Genomic DNA, 16,763 nt, shown 5'->3' with positions numbered 1-16,763 from the left:
GTGGCCAATCGACAGCCAAGGCAAGCACGATCTATCGCGGCCGATGCAAACAGCTGACGCCGAACGAATGGTCCCGCATGACTTCGCTCCGCTTGCCCGATCGCGGGCCAGTCGTGAGCGCTCGCTGGGTAGGTGGCTGATTAGCAGGCTGGGGACGAGCTGGTTCTACGCCATGGCCGACACGATTCACTTCGGGGCACAAGCGGGCGCCGACGCCTTTCGTCGCTGGATGATGGCGAGGGTCGATTAAGGAGACGGCGCGATCCGGCTGACGACAGTGCTGCGTGCTTGGCGGACTCTCGTTCTCTCTTCGCCTGAGATGGTTCGGGCATATCGCCGAATCGCGGCTGAAACCGCTGTGGAAGTGAGACAGAACTCCCGGACCAGGCGAAACTGGAGATAACCGAACACACCTCGAACGCCCTGAAAAGCCATCTGAAGCGGTGTTGTGATAGGCGGGTGTTTAGGTGGGCGTATAGAAAAAGCTAGAATTTGCGTAATAAAATTAATGCGAATGGCGGAAGCGGTGGGATTCGAACCCACGGACGGCTCGCACCGTCGCTGGTTTTCAAGACCAGTGCCTTAAACCACTCGGCCACACTTCCTTGCCGGATCGCCCGGTCGGGCGGACGCCATAGCAGGCGAACGCCCCATTAACCAAAGCGGAAATGTCTTCGGTCATCCTGTTTTTGGACGGGTGTGACGAGGCGTGCCGATGCGAGTTGGACAGTGGATCCGGAGCGGCCTGGTTTTGGGGCTGTTCTCGCTGCTGGCGGCCTGTTCGACCTTGGGCGGCGGGCGAGGCGGCGGAGCCGCGCCCGTGGTCAGGGACCCGGCCCCGATCGTGTCGGGCACGATGCGGCCCTATCAGGTGCGCGGGCGGTGGTACACGCCCAAGGAACAGCCGGATTATGACGAGGTCGGTCTGGCCTCCTGGTACGGCGACGCCTTCAACGGTCGGCCGACCTCGACCGGCGAACGGTTCGACATGCGCCAGCTGACCGCGGCGCATAAGACCCTGCCGCTGCCGGGCCTGGTCGAGGTCACCAATCTGGAGAATGGGCGCCGGATCGTGGTGCGGGTCAATGATCGCGGGCCGTTCGTCGATGGGCGAATCATCGATCTGTCGCGAGGCGCGGCGCAGGAGCTGGATCTGCTGCGGCAAGGCGTGGGGCGGGTGCGGGTTCGCTATCTCGGCCGGGCGCCGCGACTGGGCGGCGGCGCTGTGCTCAGGGCCGAGGCGGCGGCCCCCGCTCCCTCGACCTCGGCCGAAGCCCCGGTCGGCGCGGGCGGCGGCTTCTGGGTCCAGGCCGGGGCGTTCAGGGATCAGAACAGCGCCCGGCGGATCGCGCGGAGGCTGGGCGAGCGGGCGACCGTGGACGAGACCGGCGGACTGTACCGCGTTCTGGTCGGTCCCTGGGGCGACGCCAATGCGGCCGAGACCGCGCGACAGGCGGTCGTGGCGCGCGGATATGCGGACGCTCTGTTGATATCCGGCGGCTAAGGCTTGCCTCCCGCGCTGCGGACGCCATTAGTGCGCCCGTGACCCGTGGGAAATTCATCAGCTTCGAAGGCGGAGAAGGCTCCGGCAAGTCGACTCAGGTCGGGCGGCTGGTCGAGCGGCTGCAGCCCGTTCTGGGCGACCGCCAGGTGGTCCGCACGCGCGAGCCGGGCGGATCGAAGGGGGCGGAGGTGATCCGCAACCTCGTCGTGGCCACCGACGCCGAGCCCTGGTCGGCCATGACCGAGACCCTGCTGATGTACGCCGCGCGCTCGGATCACCTGGAGCGGACCATTCGGCCGGCGCTGGCGGCGGGCGACTGGGTGGTGTGCGACCGGTTCGCCGACAGCAGTCGAGCCTATCAGGGCGCGGGCGGGGGCGTCGCCCAGAGCTTTATCGAACAGATCGATGCGGGCGTGGTCGGAGACGATCAGCCGGATCTGACCCTGGTGTTCGACCTGCCGGTCGAGGTGGGGCTGGAGCGGGCGTTCGGGCGCGGCCTGTTCGAGACGCGGTTCGAGTCCAAGGGGTTGGAGTTTCATCAGCGGCTGCGCGAGGGCTTTCTGCGCATCGTCGAGGCCAACCCTAATCGGTGCGTGCTCATCGACGCCGTGGGTTCACCGGACGAGGTCGAGGCGCGGGTCTGGCGGGCGGTGCAGGACCGGCTGCTGTGAGCGAGGACCACCCGCGCGACCGGTTCGACCTGGTCCCCGACGCGGCGGCCGAGGCGGCCTTTCTGGACGCCTGGGAGCGGGGGCGGCTGCACCACGCCTGGCTGTTGTGCGGGGTCGAGGGGACGGGCAAGGCGACCTTCGCCTATCGCGCGGCGCGGCGGCTGCTGGGGGCGGCGGCCGATCCAGGGCGGGGGCCGCTGGGGGCGCGGCGTGACGATCCGGTCAGCCGGCTGATCTCGGCCCAGTCCCATCCCGACCTGCTGGTGCTGGAACGGATGGTCGAGGGGGGCAAGACCAAGAAGTCGATCTCGGTCGATCAGTCGCGCGACCTGCCCGAGTTCTTTTCCAAGAGCCCTTCCCAGGCCCAGCACCGGGTGGCGATCATCGATGCGGCCGATGACCTGAACATCAATGCGGCCAACGCCTTGCTGAAGGTTCTGGAGGAGCCGCCCGAGCGGGGCGTGCTGTTCCTGGTGACCCACGCCCCTGGGCGCCTGCTGGCCACGATCCGTTCGCGCTGTCGGCGGCTGAGCTTCCCGATCTGGAGCCAGGAGCGGCTGGAGACCCTGGTGCGGAACCGCACGGGGGCCGAGCCGGAGGCGGCCGAGCACGCGGCGGCCATGGCGGGCGGATCGCCCGGCGCGGCCTTGGCCTTGGCGTCGGGGGCGACCTTCGAGATGGACCAGTTGGCGCGGCGCTGGGTCGAGGGCGATGTGGACCGGGCCGAGGCCCTGGCCGTCGCCGACAGGTTCCGGGGCGCGGAAGGCCAGGAGCGGTTCGACATCCTGATGGACCGGCTAATCGCGGCGGTGCGGATGCGGGCCCTGAACAGTGCGCCCGGCTTCGGCAACCGTTGGGCCGAGCTGTGGGAGCGGCTGCAGCCGTTGCCGGAGCGGGCGGCCGGGCTGAACCTGGACCGGGGCGATGTCCTGGCCGGGGCGCTGGCCGACCTGAAACGGGTTCAGGCGCAAGAGGAACGGAGAGGCTGATGCTGATCGACAGCCATGTGAACCTGCACGCCCCCCAGTTCGACGAAGACCGGGACGCGGTGATCGCCCGGGCGCGCGAGGCCGGGGTCGCTCTGATGGTCGAGATCTCCGACAAGCTGACCACCTTTGAAGCGACCCACGGGATCGCCATGGCCAACGACGACATCTGGTGCACGGTCGGGGTCCATCCGCACGAGGCCAAGGATGCGGCGGAACTGACGGCGGCGACCCTGGTGGAGCTGGCGCAGCGGCCCAAGGTGGTGGGGATCGGGGAGTGCGGGCTGGACTTCCACTATGACTTCAGCCCGCGCGAGATCCAGGCGGCGGTGTTCCGCCGGCATGTGGCGGCGGCGCGCGAGACGGGCTTGCCGCTGGTGATCCACACCCGCGAGGCGGATGAGGTCATGGGGGCGATCCTGAAGGAGGAGTACGCCGCCGGGCCGTTCAAGATGCTGATGCACTGCTACACCAGCGGGGCGGAACTGGCGGGAATCGCAGCGGAACTGGGGGCCTGGTTCTCGGTTTCAGGGATCGCCACCTTCAAGGCGGCCGAGGATGTGCGGGCGGTGATCCGCGACATGCCGGCCGAGCGTATAATCGTCGAGACCGACTGCCCCTATCTGGCGCCCATCCCGCATCGGGGGCGGCGCAACGAGCCGGCCTATATCCGCCATGTGCTGGACAAGCTGGCCGAGATCCGGGGCTGGAGCGCCCAGGAGGCGGACCAGAGAACCACCGAGGCCTTCTTCGGCCTCTTTGATCGGATACCGAGATCGGCATGAGCTTCGAAGTCGTCATCCTGGGCAGCGGATCCTCGGGCGGGGTGCCGCGGGGCGACGGCGACTGGGGCGTCTGCGACCCGGCCGAGCCGAGGAACCGGCGGACGCGCTGCTCGATGCTGGCGCGGAAGACGGGGCCGGAGGGGACGACCAACATCCTGATCGACACCTCGCCCGACCTGCGCGAACAGATGTTGGCCAGCGGGACCCGGCATATCGACGCGGTCCTCTATACCCACGACCATGCGGATCAGACCCATGGGATCGACGATCTGCGCACCTTCGCGACGCGGGCGCGCAAGCGGATCCCGGCCTGGATGGATGAGGCGACCCTGACGTCCCTGTCGCACCGGTTCGACTATATCTTCGAGAGCAAGTTCGGCTATCCGCCGCTGCTGGACGCCCAGGTCATTCCGCCGCACGGGACGGCCTGGTCGGTGGAGGGGCCGGGGGGCGCGATCCCGGTCGTGACCTTCGATCAGGGGCACGGGCCGATCCGGTCGGTCGGCTATCGGCTGGGCGACATGGCCTATTCCAGCGACGTCTCGGACCTGGACGACGCGGCGATCCGTGCGGTGGCGGGTTGCCAGGTCTGGATCGTCGACGCCCTGCGCTACACCCCCCATCCGACCCATGCCCATCTGGACCGGACGCTGGAGTGGATTGCGGCGGCGGACGTCGAGCGGGCCGTGCTGACGAACCTGCATATCGACATGGATTACAAGGAGCTGTCGGCGATTGTTCCGGCCAATGTCGAGGTCGGGTTCGACGGCTGGACCTGCATGATCGGCTGAGTTTTGGCAGGCTTGTCGTAAAAACAGGGTGACAAACCGCCAAACCGCCAAACCGCCAAATGGGCCGTGGGCGACGGCTGCGCCTTATGATCGTCTGAGGCCGGTCGGTTTGGCGCGAAAACAGGGTGACAACCGTGCCAAAGGCGCCAAACGCGCCAGGGGCGACGACTGGGGCGTTGATGGGGAGCGGACGGCGCAGGCGGACTGCGGCGCGCGCCTGATGTCAAAGACCGGACGACGAGGTTAGCACGGTCTGGATGCGTGCTTGGTCGATGGCCGTTCGGACGCGTTAGGGTGTTGAAAGGATTAGCTTCAGTTCGACAAATTGGGGGAGGTGACCTTCGTTTGCCTTCCTTGGTTCATCTATACGAACCGCTCTCCTCGCATTTGCATTTAGCAGAGCCGCGCTGGAAAGCGGACGTTCGGGACATCTGTTCGGGGTGGGAAGCAGACTTTCCGGGTTAGTTCGGTCCGCAGGTCAAATCGATGAACTTTCGTGTCTGGACATCATAGGTTCCGAACACGAACTTGTCGTTCGAGCTATCGAGCCACATCACTTCCTGATCGGCCCGAAGTAAATGACGGCCCGGAAGATACATGTCAGGCGACGCATTTTCGTGGAAGCGAACGTTGACCCTCGACGTGTCTGAGCCAAACCACGGACCACTCAGGAGCCACAAGAAATCGATCCGCGGCTCCCTTGTTGACCACGCGGGCCTTTCCCACACGTAGTAGCGGGACGGCCACCGAGCAGTTGAACCAACGCACGGGTCTTGTTCGAGCAGCCGATCAATCTCATCGGCAACGTCTGGGCTTGGGGCAGGCGTGATCGCCAGACCAAGGGCCATGATAACCGCAATGAGCACCCCACCCAAAAGAAGGGCGGCACGCTTTCCCGCTCTTGGTTTCCCTCGCATTGCTCGACCATAGCCTTAGGCGCAGTGTCCGCAATGGGTCGGGATCGGTCTCGCGTACAGGCCCGAATAGCCGACGCTCCAACGACCTGACGCCTTTGGCCTTCTCAACCCGTCCGCCGTGGATCGTGAGCCGGCCACGGGCATCCAAAAAACTGACGGTGGGCGCTGTCTGGGTTCGACCGATCTACGCCGTCCCCTCCGCCACCATCGACCGGGCGACGGCTTCGGCGACCTTGATGCCGTCGACGGCGGCCGACAGGATGCCGCCGGCGTAGCCGGCGCCTTCGCCGGCAGGGAAGAGACCGCGCACGTTCAAGCTCTGGAAGTCGGCGCCGCGGGTCATTCGGATCGGGGATGAACTGCGGGTTTCGACCCCCGTCAGAACCGCCTGGGCGTCGTCGTAGCGGGCGATCTTGCGGCCGAAGACGGGCAGGGCCTCGCGCATGGCGGCGATCACATAGTCGGGCATCAGGGGCGCCAGGTCGGTCGGGCGCACGCCCGGTTTATAGCTGGGGACGACCTCGCCCAGCGTGGTCGAGGGGCGGCCCGCCAGGAAGTCGCCGACCAGCTGGCCCGGCGCGAAATAGTCGCCGCCGCCGGCCGCATAGGCGCGGGTCTCCAGATCCCGTTGCAGTTCGATGCCCGCCAGCGGATGGTCGCTGGGATAATCCTCGGGCGAGATGCCGACCACGAAGCCGGAGTTGGCGTTGCGCTCGTTGCGCGAATACTGGCTCATGCCGTTGGTCACGACTCGGCCTGGCTCGCTGGTGGCCGCGACCACCGTGCCGCCCGGGCACATGCAGAAGCTGTAGACGGTGCGGCCATTCGAGCAATGGTGCGAAAGCGAATAGGCCGCCGCGCCCAGGTCAGGGTGGCCGGCGCAGGGGCCGAACATGGCCTTGTCGATCCACGACTGCGGATGCTCGATGCGAAAGCCGATCGAGAACGGCTTGGCCTCGATATGGACGCCGCGCTCGTAGAGGGTCTGGAAGGTGTCGCGCGACGAGTGGCCGATGGCGAAGACCACGTGATCGGCCTCCAGCGTCTCGCCAGTGTGCAGGCGCACGCCCCGAAGGACGCCCTTGTCGAGATCGATGTCCGTGACCCGGTGCTCGAAGCGGTATTCGCCGCCCAGCTTTTCGATCTTCTCGCGCATGGCCTCGACCATGGTCACCAGGCGGAAGGTGCCGATGTGCGGGTGGGCCTCGGTCAGGATTTCCTCCGGCGCCCCGGCTGCGACGAATTCGGTCAACACCTTGCGGGCCAGGAAACGCGGATCCTTGATCTGGCTGTAGAGCTTGCCGTCGGAGAAGGTGCCCGCGCCGCCCTCGCCGAACTGCACGTTGGATTCCGGGTCCAACTTGCTGCTCCGCCACAGGCCCCAGGTGTCCTTGGTCCGCTGCCGAACCACCTTGCCGCGGTCGAGGATGATCGGCTTGAACCCCATCTCGGCCAGGATCAGCCCGGCGAACAGGCCGCACGGCCCGGCCCCGATCACGACCGGCCGAAGGCGCTCGGTGCTGGGGGCGACGGCGACCGGGCGATAGGCGACGTCCGGCGTCGGCGCCACGTGCACGTCGTCTGCAAGGCGGGCCAGCACCGCCGCTTCATCCCTCACCTCGACGTCGAGGATGTAGACTTTCAGTATCGCGGATTTCCGGCGGGCGTCGTGCGCCCGCTTCCATATCGACCAGGAGACAAGATCGTGCGGCGGCACGCCCAGCCGGGCGGCGATCGCGGCGGGCAAGGCCTCCGGCGGGTGGTCGAGGGGCAGTTTGAGTTCTGACAGGCGCAACATCCGGGGCGTTCTAGCCGGTCGAGTCTTTGGATCCTAGGCGCAAGGTCCAGGATCACGGACGTGGGCGCGGCGCCCCTTCAATCCGACCCCGCCTTATGCCCCTTCCAGTCGAACAACTCCTCCAGCACCTGAACCGCCTGACCGCGCTCGGACGCCAGGTCGGGGTCGCGGTTCAGGATCAGGCGGGCGTCGTCGGCGGCGGCCAGCATCAGGGCGCGGTGGCGGATCGGGTCGGCGAAGCGGTAGGCGGGGAAGCCGCTCTGTTTCAGGCCCAGGGGGTCGCCGCCGCCGCGCAGGCGGAAGTCTTCCTCGGCGATGACGAAGCCGTCCTCGGTGCGGCGCAGGGTTTCGAGGCGTTCCTTGGCGGTTTCGCCGAGAGCGCCGTCCTGGCCGCCGTACAGCAGGATGCAGGAACTGGCCTTTGCGCCGCGACCCACGCGGCCGCGCAGCTGGTGCAGCTGGGCCAGGCCGAAACGGTCGGCGTGTTCGATGACCATGATGGAGGCGTTGGGCACGTCGACCCCGACCTCAACCACCGTGGTGGCGACCAGCAGGGGAATGCGGCCGTCGGCGAAGTCGGCCATGACGGCCTCGCGCTCGGCGCCGGGCATCTGGCCGTGGGCCAGGCCGACCTCGACCCCCAGCAGGCGGCGCAGGTCGTCGGCGCGGTCGACGGCGGCGGCGAGGTCTATGGCCTCGGATTCGGCGACGAGGGGGCAGATCCAATAGGCCTGTGCGCCGGCGTCCAGCGCCGTCTTCAGCCGGGCGGCGACCTCGCCGATGCGGGCCAGGGGGACGACGGCGGTTGTGACGGGGGTGCGGCCCGGCGGCTTCTCCATCAGGCGGCTGACCTCCAGCTCGCCGTACTGGGTCAGTTCCAGGGTGCGGGGGATGGGGGTGGCCGACATGGTCAGCAGGTGGACGGCGCCCAGGCGCGGATCGCCCTTGGCCTGGAGCCGCTGGCGCTCGCTGACGCCGAACCGGTGCTGTTCGTCGATGACGGCCAGGGCGAGGCGGTCGAAACGGACGGCGTCCTGGAACAGGGCGTGGGTGCCGATGGCGACCTGGACGTGACCGGAGGCCAGGGCAGCCAGTTTCTCGCGTCTCTGGCCGTTGGTGTCGCGGCCGGTCAGTAGGACGGAGGCGACGCCGGCCGCCTCCAGCAGGGGACCGAGCTTTTCATAATGCTGGCGGGCCAGGATTTCGGTCGGGGCCATCAGGGCGGACTGGAAACCGCTGGAGGCCGCGTCGGCCAGGGCCAGGGCGGCGACGGCGGTCTTGCCCGAACCGACGTCGCCCTGAAGCAGCCGGCCCATCTGTTTGCCGGAGGCCAGGTCGCGACGGATTTCGGCGACGGCCTGGGCCTGGGCGCCCGTCAGGGTGAAGGGCAGGGCCTGGAGCAGGCAGTCGGAGGCGGCGCCGGGCGCGATGACGGGGGCGGGCTTGATCTCCCGGGCGCGGCGACGGCGGGCCAGGGCCAGCTGGTGGGCGAGGAATTCGTCATAGGCCAGGCGCTGGCGGGCGGGGGCGTCGGGCGACAGGTCGGGCTCGCCCGTCGGGGCGTGCAGGGCGTCCAGCGCCTCGCGCCAGGACAGCCAGTTCTGCTTCTTCAGCCAGGCAGGGTCCTGCCATTCCGGCAGGTCGGGGGCGGCGGGCAGGGCGGCCTGGACCAGTTTGCGCAGCTGGCGCGAGGTCAAGCCTTGCGTCGCCGGATAGACGGGTTCGGAGGCGGGGATGTCGGCGGCCTTGTCGGGCGTGACGATGTCCGGATGGACGATCTGGACCTCGCCGTTGAACCGCTCGACCTTGCCCGAGACCAGCCGGGTCTCGCCGCGCGGCAGCAGCCGGTCGATATGCTGGGGCGAGCCGCCGAACCAGACCAGGTGAACAAAGCCCGTCGCGTCGCTGGCGCGGACCTTCAGCGGGGCGCCGGGGCGGCTGGGGATGAACAGGCGGTCGATGACGATCTCGAAGATGCCGACCTCGCCGTCCACGGCGGTCGCCGCCTCCATCGGCCGGCGCACGATGACGCCCGAGGGGCTGAGGAAGACCAGGTCGCGCACCAGCGGCCCCGCCACCTTCTGCACCAGGGGCAGGACGCGGGGGCCCACGCCCTTCAGGCTGGAGACCTCGGCGAACAGGGGGAAAAGAATCTGCGGACGCATCGCCGTGAACATAGCGTGACCATGACGGGTGGCGAAGTCCGTTCAGGAACGCTATCTGCGCTTCTTCCATTTTAGGACGCCAAGGCTCGCCACGCGGTGGATCGCGGCTTGAACGTCCTTCAACCTTGCCGGGCCAGGATTGCTTGTGACCGAAATCCCCCAAGATGACAGTGGCGACCAAGCGGCCCTGGAGCGGAAACAGCGGCTGGGCCGGATCCAGTTCCGGTCCTGGCGGCGCGGTTTCCGCGAGGCCGACATGGTGCTGGGCCCGTTCTCGGACCAGGTGGCGCCGACGCTGACGGACGCCGAGCTGGACCAGCTGGAACTGCTGATCGACGAGGAGGATCAGTGGCTCTACGGCTGGATCATCGAACGTGACCCGACGCCGCCCGAGGTCGAGACGCCGGTGATGGCCAAGGTGCGGGCCTTCATGCGCGAGCATGTGGCCGCCGAGGTCGGCAAGGGCATCGGCTGATGGATCAGCAGGTGATTGTGCGCCGGACCGACGCCGATCTGGGCGGCGCGCCGGAAGGTCTGGACGCCCTGGTCGTGGCGGAGCGGATCAAGGCCGACGGCGGGGTCGGGGTCTTTGTCGCGCGCGACTATCAGCGAGCCGGCGGCTTTGTTCAGGCGTTCCGATTCTTCTCGCAAGATATCGAAATTCTGGAATATCCGGCCTGGGACTGTCTGCCCTATGACCGGCTGAGCCCGACGGCGGGGATCGCCGCCCAGCGGATGGCGACCCTGACGCGCCTGGCCCAGCGCAAGACCGGCGACGCGCCCGTTCTGGTGGTCACGACGGTCGGTGCGGCCATGCAGAGGACGCCGCCGAAGTCGGTGACGACCCAGGCCGGGTTCGAGACCAGGGTCGGCCGCGATCTGGATATCCAGGCGCTGGAGCGGTATTTCGCCGCCAACGGCTATGTCCGCGCCTCGACCGTGTCGGAGCGGGGTGAGTTCGCGGTGCGGGGCGGGGTGGTGGACGTCTATCCGCCGGGCTTCGAGGAGCCGGTGCGGCTGGACATGTTCGGGTCCGAACTGGAATCGATCCGCACCTTCGACCCTGAGACCCAGCGCTCTACCGGCCAGATGACGGCGGTGGCCCTGGCGCCCGTGTCGGAGGCCCTGCTGGATGCGGACGCCATATCGCGCTTCCGCACCGGCTATCTGAAGCTGTTCGGGGCGCCGGGCGACGATCCCCTGTACGCGACCATCAGCGAGGGCGCGCGGCGGCAGGGCATGGAGCAGTGGCTGCCGCTGTTCTACGAAAGGCTGGACAGCCTGTTCGACTATCTGCCGGATCAGGCGCAGGTCTTTCTGGACAATCAGGCCGAAAGCGCGCGGGCCGAGCGGTGGGATCTGATCGTCGACGCCTATGAGGCGCGGGCCGAGGCGGCCAAGGCGCAGAAAGGCAAGGGCGGGGGGCATGCGGCCGCCAATCGCGCCCTGCCGCCGCAGTGCCTCTATATGGACGCCGGCGACTGGAACCAGGCTCTGGCCGGCCGGTCGGTGCGGCGGCTCACGCCCTTTACGGGCGGGGGCGAAGACGCGGGCGGACGGCTGGGACGAACCTTCGCGGCCGAGCGATCACAGGACAGCGTCAACCTGTTCGAGGCGGTCGCGGCCCATGCCCAGGCGCTGAAGGCCGAGGGGCGTCGGGTGCTGTTCGCCTCGTGGACCGAGGGCTCGTCGGAGCGCCTGGCGACCCTTTTGGGCGACCACGGCCTGGATCATATCGTCGCCGTGCGCGACTGGGCCGATGTCCAGACCGCGCCCAAGGACCTGTATTTGCGGGGCGTCCTGCCGGTGGAGCATGGATTCGTCACGGACGAGGTCGCCGTCATCTCCGAGACCGACATCCTGGGCGACCGGTTGGCGCGGCCGAGGAAGAAGCGTCGGGCCTCCAACTTCCTGGCCGAGGCCTCGGCCCTGACCACCGGCGACCTGGTGGTCCACCTGGATCACGGCATCGGGCGGTACGAGGGGCTGAAGACCCTGGACATCCAGGAGGCGCCGCACGACTGCCTGGAGCTCTTGTACGCCGGTGACAGCAAACTCTATCTGCCGGTTGAAAACATTGATCTTCTGACCCGGTACGGCACGGACGCCGACGGGGTGCAGCTGGACAGGCTGGGCGGCGCCGGCTGGCAGGCGAGGAAGGCCAAGGCCAAGGAACGGCTGCGCGCCATGGCCGAGGGTCTGATCGCCCTGGCCGCCAAGCGGGCGCTGCGCGAGACGGAGGCGGTGACGCCGGCGCCGGGCCTGTTCGCCGAATTCTGCGCCCGCTTCCCCTATGAGGAGACGGACGACCAGCTGAACGCCATCGGCGACGTGCTGGAGGACCTGGGCAAGGGCACGCCGATGGATCGCCTGATCTGCGGCGACGTGGGCTTCGGCAAGACCGAGGTGGCGCTGCGCGCCGCCTTCGTCGTGGCCATGACCGGCAAACAGGTGGCGGTGGTGGCGCCGACTACCCTGCTGGCGCGCCAGCACTACAAGACCTTCACCGAACGCTTCGCCGGCTGGCCGGTCAAGGTGCGCCAGCTGTCGCGGATGGTGACGGGCAAGGAGGCGACCGAAACGCGGGCGGGGCTGAAGGACGGCTCGGTCGAGATCGTCGTCGGCACCCATGCGGTCCTGGCCGAACAGGTCGGTTTCCGCGACCTGGGCCTGGTGATCGTGGACGAGGAGCAGCACTTCGGCGTCAAGCACAAGGAAAAGCTGAAGACCCTGCGCGCCGACGTTCATCTGCTGACCCTGACCGCCACCCCGATCCCGCGCACCCTGCAGATGGCCCTGTCGGGCATTCGCGAGATGTCGATCATCGCCACCCCGCCGGTCGATCGCCTGGCGGTGCGGACCTATGTGACGCCGTGGGACCCGGTGCTGGTGCGCGAGGCCCTGCTGCGCGAGAAATATCGCGGGGGGCAGGCCTATTATGTCGCGCCGCGCCTGAAGGACCTGCCGGACATCGAGAAATTCCTGCGCGAACAGGTGCCGGAGATCAAGTTCGTGGTCGGCCACGGCCAGATGTCGGCGACCCAGCTCGAGGAGGTGATGAGCGCCTTCTACGAGGGGGAGTACGACGTCCTGGTCTCGACCACCATCGTCGAGAGCGGGCTGGATATTCCGACGGCCAACACCCTGATCGTGCACCGGGCCGACATGTTCGGCCTGGCCCAGCTGTACCAGATCCGGGGCCGGGTGGGCCGATCCAAGGCCCGGGCCTTCGCCTATCTGACCACCGATCCGGTCAAGCCGATGACCCTGTCGGCCGAGCGTCGGCTGCAGGTGCTGCAGTCGCTGGACAATCTGGGCGCCGGCTTCCAGCTGGCCAGCCACGACCTGGACCAGCGCGGCGGCGGCAATCTGCTGGGCGACGAACAGTCGGGCCATATCCGCGAGGTGGGGGTCGAGCTGTACCAGCAGATGCTGGAGGACGCGGTCGCCGAACTGCGCGAAAAGGGCGAGGGGCTGAATGTGGATCGCGGCTGGTCGCCGTCGATAAACGTCGGCGCTTCCGTCCTGATTCCAGAGGAATACGTCCCGGACCTGAACGTTCGTCTGAGCCTGTATCGCCGCCTGTCCGACGCCGAACGGGCCGAGGACCGCGAAGCCCTGGCCGCCGAACTGATCGACCGGTTCGGACCCCTGCCGGACGAGGCGCAGCAACTGCTGAAGATCGTCGGCATCAAGTCGAACTGCCGCCGGGCCTGTATCGAGAAGATCGACATCGGGCCGCGCGGCGCGGTGCTGACCCTGCGCGACAACAGCTTCCCCAATCCGGTCGGACTGGTCGGCCTGATCCAGAAGAACCACGCCTTCTGGAAGATCCGGCCCGATCAGAAGATCGTTGTGACGGGGGACTGGCCGACGGCCGAAGACCGGCTGAAGGTGGCGGAGCGGATCACGGCCGATCTGGCGCGGGTGGCGGGGGCGTAAGGGCCCTACCGCGTCTTGTCGAACAGGTCGGCGGAGGCGCGTTCGAGGAGGGCGCCGGCGGATTCGCCGGGGCGCATTTCGGCGGCGCCGACGTCGAATTCGGCGACGAAGGGCGAGCGGTCGGGGCCGGCGTCGAAGGCGGTGCAGCCGATGACGGCGGCGATCCGTTCGGCGGCCAGGCGAGCGGCCTCGCCGCGCGTGGCGGGCAGGGCCAGGGCGAAGACCTCCTTGGCCAGACGGGCCGGCGTATCCTCGACCCGAACCAGGCGCGAGACCATGGCGCCGATCTGGGGCATGGCCCGGTCCAGCCAGCCGCCCTGGCGCGCCCAGGTGACGGGCTCGGTCTCGCGCACCCTGAGAACGCAGACGGACAGGGGACGTTTGCGAACGCGAGACGCCTCGGCGACCCGACCCAGGTGGGCGGCGAAGAGTTCGGGCGTGAACAGGCCGGTGGAGGCGTCCATCAGGTCCAGACTGCGGACCGAATCCAGCGCCTTTCTGATGGTCAGGTGGCGGCGGTGGGCGCCGGCCATGGCCAGGACCCGCTCCGCCGTCTCCTGCTCCGGCGTTTCGGTCGAGGCGACGTCGGCGAAGCCCCGATTGAACAGTTCGTTCAGGCTGATTTCGTCGGCGCCACGCAGATAGAGCATCAGCGGAATATGATACAGGCGCGTGTTGCGCTTCATGCCTGCGGCGATCGACAGAGCCGGAGTGTGATCCTTTGCGCCCCACAATATGGCGGCGTCGAACAGGGTCTCATGCAGATAGTCGAAGGCGGTGTAAGGGGTGGGCGCCGCCACCACCTCGGCCCCCGCAGAGGTCAAGGCGTTGGACAGGGCCAGGAAGCGACGGTCCGCAACCCCGGCCGCCAGGATCCGCAGAGGCGCCGCCGCGCCGGGGTCGGCGGCCAGGCTGATGCCCCGCAGGCCGAAGGTGGCGACCCGCAGGTGAAACTCTTCCTCGGCGATGGCGGCGCGGCCGAGCTGTTCGAGACGCAGGGCGGCCTGGGCCGGGTGCGGCGGAACCGACATGGCGACATCGGCGCCCTCGACCGAGTCGGGGGCTGCGCCGACCACCATGATGGACAGGCGGCGCGGTTGGGCCGCCGCGCGCAGTCGGACCGCCGCGTCCGGCGTCAGGGAATCAAAGTCGATCACGGCGGCTTCGAGCGGCAGGTCCTGAAGCGTCGCCTCGGCCGAGCCGACATCGCGGGCGGTGACGGTGGTCCAGCCAAGCGCGTCCAGGCCGGCGGCGAGCGGCCCGATACGGGCGTCATGAGCCGCCAGGATCAAAACGCGCGCGTCGAATGCCAAGCCAGTCCCTCCCCATCGGTCGCTGGGGCCATAGCCGCATGCGAGGCGGACCACCATAGCGCGACGCATTTTATAAAGGACTATCGCCTTCGCAGGCCGCCCTTAAAGGCAGGTGCGTCGACAGGGCTTTCCCCCGTTCCAGAATCCTTTAAGTCTAGGGGTTTGTTGTAACGGTTGTGGGGACCGGATTGAGCGATCAGCTGACCCGATCGGTTCTGAAGGCGCCCGGCTTCTGGGGCGGTCTGGCCGTGCGCGCCTTCACCCGCAGCTGGGGCCGGGACGTCATGCTCTACACGGGGGGCGTTTCCTTCTTCGCCCTTCTGGCCGTCTTTCCGGCCATCGCCATCCTGATCGGCGTCTATAAGCTGGGCCTGTCGATCAATGAGGTCAGCGCCCAGGCCGCCGCCCTGTCCGACCTGTTGCCGCGCGCGGCCCAGACCATTTTTCACGACGAGATCGCCCGGTTGGCCAAGGCTTCCGCCCGGACCGTCTCGGCCCAGAGCGCCTTCGCCCTGTTCGTCGGCGCCTACGCCGCCCATCGAGGGTTCAAGGCGTTGCTGGCGGGACTTAATCTCATTCACGATGAGACTGAGCCTCACGGCTTCTTCAAATTCAATCTACTGGCCTTTTTCGTCGCCATATTCGCCTTCGCCCTGTTCACCGTCGTGTCCGGCGCCGTGGTGACGGCGCGGATTCTGGCCCATGCCGCCTCGCCGGGGGCGAGGGGGGACAATGCGGGTCTGATGCCGCTCGACGCCCTGCTGCCCGCCCTGGGCCTGGTGGTGGGGCTGACGTTGCTCTATCGCTACGCCATGAGTCACCGGACGCCGGTGGCCTGGCTGCCGTCGATCACCGGAGGGCTGGTGGCCACCCTGATGTCGGTGGTCTCATCCTGGCTCTGCGCCATCTATGTCGAACAGATCGCGCCTCTGGGAGCGACCTATGGCTCGGTCGGGGCCGTGGTGGTTTTGCTGATCTGGCTGTCCTGGAACGTCAACGCCATCTTCTACGGCGGCGCCTTCGCGACCGAGATGGAGATCGCCGCCGGGGCCGAGAGGGCGGAACAGGCGCGCAGGGCCTCCGCCGCGGCGGATGTGGTCGATCTGTCGGAACGGCGGGCCAGCCGCCGCACGCGGTCGCGGACCTAGGGTCGAAAACTCAGCCCGCTTCGACCAGAAGGCGCAGGACGCCGTCGACCTCTTCGATCGAAATCACGCGGCCCTGCTTCTGAGCCATTAGAAACGGCGCGTCGATGCGCGCCATAGGGTCGGTCGCCAGAAGGACGAAACGGGCGCCGGCCGCCGCCCCGGCCATGGCCTTTTGCAGCCTGAGGCTGGGCGCCGGGCAGCGGTGGCCTCGGGCGTCGACGACGACGGGTTCGGTCACGATGCGGCTCGCTCCGCCAACATCTCCAAGGCGACCCTGAGCGCCGCCATCCGGACCGCGTCGCGCCCCAGGTCGCCGAACCGCTCCATCCTGTGGACCAGCCCGCCCGGACCCAGGGCCGCGAAATGGACCAGGCCGACCGGCTTGTCCGGGCCGCCGCCGCCCGGCCCCGCAATTCCGGTGACGGAGACGCTGACGCTCGCGTTCGACTGGGCTGCGGCGCCTTCGGCCATGGCGCGGGCCGTCGGCTCGGAGACGGCGCCGTGGGCGATCAGGGTCGCCTCCGGCACGCCCAGCATCTGTTGCTTGGCGGCGTTGCTGTAGGTGACGAAGCCGCGATCCAGAACCGCAGATGAACCGGGGACGGCCGTCAGGACGGCGGAGACCAGGCCGCCGGTGCAGCTTTCCGCCGTGGCGATCATCAGGCCCCGCTCGGCCGCGGTTGCGACGATCTGTTGCGCCAGTCGCAGGATGTCTTGTGAGAACATGCGCTTTCCATAGGCCG

At 68.2% G+C, this 16,763-nt stretch carries 13 protein-coding genes and 1 tRNA gene; 8 read left to right on the top strand and 6 right to left on the bottom strand.

Annotated elements, in window-relative coordinates; genetic code table 11:
• Window positions 1-515: 515 nt before the first annotated feature.
• Window positions 516-605 (bottom strand) — tRNA-Ser (locus tag BSP_RS11000).
• Window positions 606-715: 110 nt separating this feature from the next.
• Here BSP_RS11000 and BSP_RS10995 point away from each other — a divergent pair.
• From BSP_RS10995 to BSP_RS10975, 5 genes are read left to right on the top strand one after another with little or no spacing between them, the layout of a single operon-like run.
• Window positions 716-1,504, top strand: a complete 789-nt coding sequence (locus BSP_RS10995; RefSeq protein WP_054765922.1) for a septal ring lytic transglycosylase RlpA family protein — start codon at window positions 716-718, stop codon at window positions 1,502-1,504.
• Between the two features lie 38 nt (window positions 1,505-1,542).
• Complete coding sequence (gene tmk / locus BSP_RS10990) at window positions 1,543-2,175, top strand: dTMP kinase (protein WP_152950353.1); 633 nt, start codon at window positions 1,543-1,545, stop codon at window positions 2,173-2,175.
• The gene (locus BSP_RS10985; protein WP_054765920.1) at window positions 2,172-3,164 is read left to right on the top strand and encodes a DNA polymerase III subunit delta'; all 993 of its coding nucleotides are present in this window, start codon (window positions 2,172-2,174) and stop codon (window positions 3,162-3,164) included. The genes tmk and BSP_RS10985 overlap by 4 nt, the downstream gene beginning before the upstream one ends.
• On the top strand, window positions 3,164-3,946 hold the full coding sequence (locus tag BSP_RS10980; protein WP_152950352.1) for a TatD family hydrolase: 783 nt from the start codon (window positions 3,164-3,166) through the stop codon (window positions 3,944-3,946). Before BSP_RS10985 ends, BSP_RS10980 begins: the two co-directional genes overlap by 1 nt.
• The gene (locus BSP_RS10975; protein WP_152950351.1) at window positions 3,943-4,737 is read left to right on the top strand and encodes an MBL fold metallo-hydrolase; all 795 of its coding nucleotides are present in this window, start codon (window positions 3,943-3,945) and stop codon (window positions 4,735-4,737) included. The genes BSP_RS10980 and BSP_RS10975 overlap by 4 nt, the downstream gene beginning before the upstream one ends.
• A 1,101-nt stretch (window positions 4,738-5,838) precedes the next feature.
• Here the strand turns inward: BSP_RS10975 and BSP_RS10970 are convergent.
• Window positions 5,839-7,452, bottom strand: coding sequence for an NAD(P)/FAD-dependent oxidoreductase (locus BSP_RS10970; protein WP_152950350.1), 1,614 nt, complete (start codon window positions 7,450-7,452; stop codon window positions 5,839-5,841).
• A gap of 77 nt (window positions 7,453-7,529) precedes the next feature.
• Window positions 7,530-9,617 carry an ATP-dependent DNA helicase RecG gene (gene recG / locus BSP_RS10965; protein WP_152951123.1) on the bottom strand — a complete coding sequence of 696 codons (2,088 nt, stop codon included), beginning with the start codon at window positions 9,615-9,617 and terminating at the stop codon, window positions 7,530-7,532.
• A gap of 145 nt (window positions 9,618-9,762) precedes the next feature.
• Here recG and BSP_RS10960 point away from each other — a divergent pair, with 145 nt between their 5' ends.
• Together BSP_RS10960 and mfd are read left to right on the top strand one after the other, a co-directional pair.
• On the top strand, window positions 9,763-10,092 hold the full coding sequence (locus BSP_RS10960) for a succinate dehydrogenase assembly factor 2 (RefSeq protein ID WP_152950349.1): 330 nt from the start codon (window positions 9,763-9,765) through the stop codon (window positions 10,090-10,092).
• Window positions 10,092-13,559 (top strand): transcription-repair coupling factor, encoded by a 3,468-nt coding sequence (mfd, locus tag BSP_RS10955; RefSeq protein ID WP_152950348.1) that lies wholly within the window; start codon window positions 10,092-10,094, stop codon window positions 13,557-13,559. Before BSP_RS10960 ends, mfd begins: the two co-directional genes overlap by 1 nt.
• Window positions 13,560-13,564: 5 nt before the next feature.
• On the opposite strand, the gene BSP_RS10950 is transcribed toward mfd, so the two are convergent.
• Complete coding sequence (locus BSP_RS10950; RefSeq protein ID WP_054765914.1) at window positions 13,565-14,872, bottom strand: diguanylate cyclase domain-containing protein; 1,308 nt, start codon at window positions 14,870-14,872, stop codon at window positions 13,565-13,567.
• A 284-nt stretch (window positions 14,873-15,156) separates the two neighbouring features.
• Between BSP_RS10950 and BSP_RS10945 the strand changes: the two genes are divergently transcribed.
• Window positions 15,157-16,020, top strand: a complete 864-nt coding sequence (locus BSP_RS10945) for a YihY/virulence factor BrkB family protein (RefSeq protein WP_182713208.1) — start codon at window positions 15,157-15,159, stop codon at window positions 16,018-16,020.
• Between the two features lie 10 nt (window positions 16,021-16,030).
• Here the strand turns inward: BSP_RS10945 and BSP_RS10940 are convergent, their stop codons facing one another.
• Complete coding sequence (locus BSP_RS10940; RefSeq protein ID WP_054765913.1) at window positions 16,031-16,258, bottom strand: sulfurtransferase TusA family protein; 228 nt, start codon at window positions 16,256-16,258, stop codon at window positions 16,031-16,033.
• On the bottom strand, window positions 16,255-16,746 hold the full coding sequence (locus tag BSP_RS10935) for a CinA family protein (protein WP_152950346.1): 492 nt from the start codon (window positions 16,744-16,746) through the stop codon (window positions 16,255-16,257). The genes BSP_RS10940 and BSP_RS10935 overlap by 4 nt, the downstream gene beginning before the upstream one ends.
• Window positions 16,747-16,763 lie beyond the last annotated feature (17 nt).

The organism is Brevundimonas sp. Bb-A, assembly GCF_009394735.1.
In the GTDB taxonomy this organism is placed as follows: domain Bacteria; phylum Pseudomonadota; class Alphaproteobacteria; order Caulobacterales; family Caulobacteraceae; genus Brevundimonas; species Brevundimonas aurantiaca.
This window is presented reverse-complemented; position numbering and strand designations above follow the sequence as displayed.